The organism is Nitratidesulfovibrio liaohensis, from assembly GCF_011682075.1.
GTDB classification, from domain to species: Bacteria; Desulfobacterota; Desulfovibrionia; order Desulfovibrionales; family Desulfovibrionaceae; genus Cupidesulfovibrio; species Cupidesulfovibrio liaohensis.
The window spans coordinates 1-3,244 of record NZ_VSMK01000317.1 but is presented as its reverse complement, the minus strand read 5'-3'; the positions used below and the strand labels follow the sequence as shown (position 1 = coordinate 3,244).

At 71.7% G+C, this 3,244-nt stretch carries 2 protein-coding genes; both read left to right on the top strand.

All coding sequences use genetic code 11. The features are described 5' to 3' along the window. Window positions 1-1,063 (top strand): ATP-binding protein (locus FVW27_RS11185; RefSeq protein WP_424991869.1); only part of this gene is annotated, 1,063 nt, incomplete at its 5' end. A 299-nt stretch (window positions 1,064-1,362) separates the two neighbouring features. After that, the gene (locus FVW27_RS11180; protein ID WP_208294748.1) at window positions 1,363-2,820 is read left to right on the top strand and encodes a cyclic 2,3-diphosphoglycerate synthase; all 1,458 of its coding nucleotides are present in this window, start codon (window positions 1,363-1,365) and stop codon (window positions 2,818-2,820) included. The last annotated feature ends 424 nt before the right edge of the window (window positions 2,821-3,244 follow it).

The window sequence follows — 3,244 nt, the reverse complement described above, 5'->3', positions numbered from 1 at the left end:
CCACGCGGAACTGCGGGCGGAACTGCACGAGGCGGAGGCCGCCCACGACGCGGCCAAAGCCGCCGTGGACGAACTGCTGGCCGCTGGCGACGCCGCCGACGGCGAAGATTTCCTGCGCCGCGCCGCATCCTTTGCGGAGCGGCAGGAACTGCTGCGCCGCAAGGGCGACCTGACCGACCACCTGACTGCCGCCCTGCCCGACATTTCGGTTCCCGCCACGGGCAGCATGCCCGATGGCCCATCCGCCACCCCTCAGGCGGACCCGTTGGCCGCGCTGCGCGCCGAAATGGCCAGCGCCGACCGCGAGGCCATGCAGGCCCGGTGTGACGAACTGGCCGGGGAACTGGCCGCGCTGGCCGCGCAGGAAGCGGAACTGGTGGACAAGGCCGCCGCGTTGCGCGTGCAGCGCGAGCAGGTGACCACCGCCGACGAAGTGGCCGCCCTGCGCAGGCAGGAAGCCGCCCTGCTGGAATCGGCCCGCCAGATGGCCCTGGAATGGAGCCGCAACGCCCTGGCCCGCCACCTCATCGACACGGCGCGGCGGCGCTTCGAGCGGGAGCGCCAGCCCCACGTGATCCGCGAGGCGGCGGCCATTTTCCGGACCATCACCGGGGGGCGCTGGCAGTCCATCGCCGCATCGCTTGAAGACGGCGTGCCCCGCGCCGTGCCCGCCGACGGCGAACCGGTGCCGCACGAGCACCTCAGCCGGGGCACCCGCGAGCAGTTGTACCTGGCCCTGCGCCTGGGCTACGTGCGCACCCACGCCCTGCACGCCGAGCCGTTGCCCCTGATCATGGACGACATCCTGGTCAACTTCGACCCGGAACGCGCGGCGCGCACCGCCGCAGCCCTGGCGGAACTGTGCGGAAAACGGGACGGGAGGGACGACGCGGCCCCGAATGCTGCCGACGAGCCCCCGAACGATGCCGCCACAATCGCAGGCGGCAAGCCGCACCAGATACTGTTCTTCACCTGCCACCCACACACCGTGGACATGCTGCGCACGGCGGCGCCCGATGCCGCCCTGTTCACCGTGGAACGCGGCGCCATAACCGCCGCCTGAGCCGTCGGCGCGGTCCCGTGCCGCGCCGATTCGCGCCGATTTGCGCCGATTTGCCCCGATTTGCGAGGGCCCGCTGCCGGTCGCAACCGGATGCCGCCGGAAGCTGCCAGCTACCGCCGGACACGACCACCGCGGCAGGGTTGCGCAAACCCCGCGGGCCTCCCTGCCCGCGGGTTGACGCCGTCCGCGTAGCTTGCCATGTCATGAGAAATATCCCCCGCATGAATACGGGGGGGCCCGTCCAATCTCTCCGGACCATCGCAAGCTACCCCCTACCGCCACCAAAGGAGGCCCGCCGCATGACCAGATCATCCCGCGCCGCCAGCCCCGCCCTCTCCGCCCGACCTGCCCAATCGGCCCAATCGGCCCAATCCGCCAAACTGGCCGCCACCTGCCGCGCGCCCGTGCCCGCCGACGGCGCCGGAGTGCGCAACGTGGTGATCATGGGCGCCGCCGGGCGCGACTTCCACAACTTCAACGTGCTGCTGCGCAACGACCCCGCCGTGCACGTGGTGGCCTTCACCGCCGCCCAGATCCCGGACATCGACGGGCGCTGCTACCCGGCGGCGCTGGCAGGGCCGCGCTACCCGGACGGGGTGCCCATCCTGGCCGAACGCGAGCTGACGACCCTGTGCCGCGACAACGACGTGCACGAGGTGATCTTTTCGTACAGCGACGTATCGCACGAAACGGTCATGCACGCCGCCTCGCTGGCGCTGGCCGCCGGGGCGGACTTTCGCCTGCTGTCGCCCGCCGCCACCATGCTGCGCGCGGACAAGCCCGTGGTGGCCGTCACCGCCGTGCGCACCGGCTGCGGCAAGTCGCCGGTCACCCGGCACCTGTGCGCGGCGTTTCTGGCGCGGGGCATCCGCCCCGTGGTGGTGCGCCACCCCATGCCCTACGGCGACCTGGAACGGCAGGCGGTGCAACGCTTCGCCAGCCACGCGGACATGGACGCCGCCGACTGCACGGTGGAGGAACGCGAGGAATACGAACACCTGGTGGACGCGGGCATCACCGTGTTCGCCGGGGTGGACTACGCGCGCATCCTTGCGGCGGCTCAGGCCGAGGCCGACGTGCTGTTGTGGGACGGCGGCAACAACGACACCCCCTTCTTTCGCCCGGACGTGCATCTGACCGTGCTGGACCCGCTGCGCGCCGGGCACGAGATGACCTACCACCCCGGCGAAACCAACCTGCGCATGTGCCATGTGGCCGTTATCAACAAGATGGACACGGCCACGCCGGAACAGGTGGCCACGGTCCGCGCCAGCATCGCCGCCGCCAACCCCGCCGCGCGGGTGCTGCTGGCCGATTCGGTGGTGGAGGTGGACGACCCCGCCGCCATCCGCAAGGCGCGGGTCCTGCTGGTGGAAGACGGCCCCACCCTGACCCACGGCGGCCTGCCCTTCGGCGCGGCCGAGGCCGCGGCGGAGATGCACGGCGCGGGCCGCATCGCCGATCCCCGCCCGTATGCGCAGGGCTCGCTGAAGCAGGTGTTCGAGAACTACCCCCACCTGGGCAAGGCCCTGCCCGCCATGGGCTATTCGCGCCAGCAACTGGACGATCTGGAAGCCACCATCAACGCCACCCCCTGCGACCTGGTGCTGCTGGGCACGCCGGTGCGTCTGGACCGGCTGATCCGCATCGACCGGCCATGGTTGCGGGTGCGCTACACCTACCGCGACCGGCCCGACGCGGAGGGCGGGGCCGGGCTGGCCGATACCGTGCTGGACCTGCTGGCGGCGCGGCCTTGAGCCGCCGGTGAGCCCCGACTTGTACCCAGGCATCCACGTGGAAGGGCGGAAGGGTCGGGAGGGCTGGAAGGGCCGAAGGTGCCGGAGAGGAGTGATAACCTTCCGCCCGTCGGGCCTGCTGATGGCTTGGCGGTCGGGCCTTTCTCGCTGGTCCGGACTGGTCCGGACTCGTCCGGGCTGCCACCGCATCGTCACCCCGCCGCCACGCGCCCGTCGCATCCGCTGCCTAGATATGGGACAAGCCCCACCAGCATCCAGCCTGGTGGGCAGGGGTTCCCATGTCCGGCTTCCCGATCGGTTTGCTGCTCGCCCCGGTGTCCAACATGTTGACCGGCCAGCTGACCGGCGTCCCGTCCGGCCTGGCCGCGCGCATGGTCGAGGCCGCCCCGGTCGTCGGTTCCGGCGGTGCGGCCCCCGCGCCCGA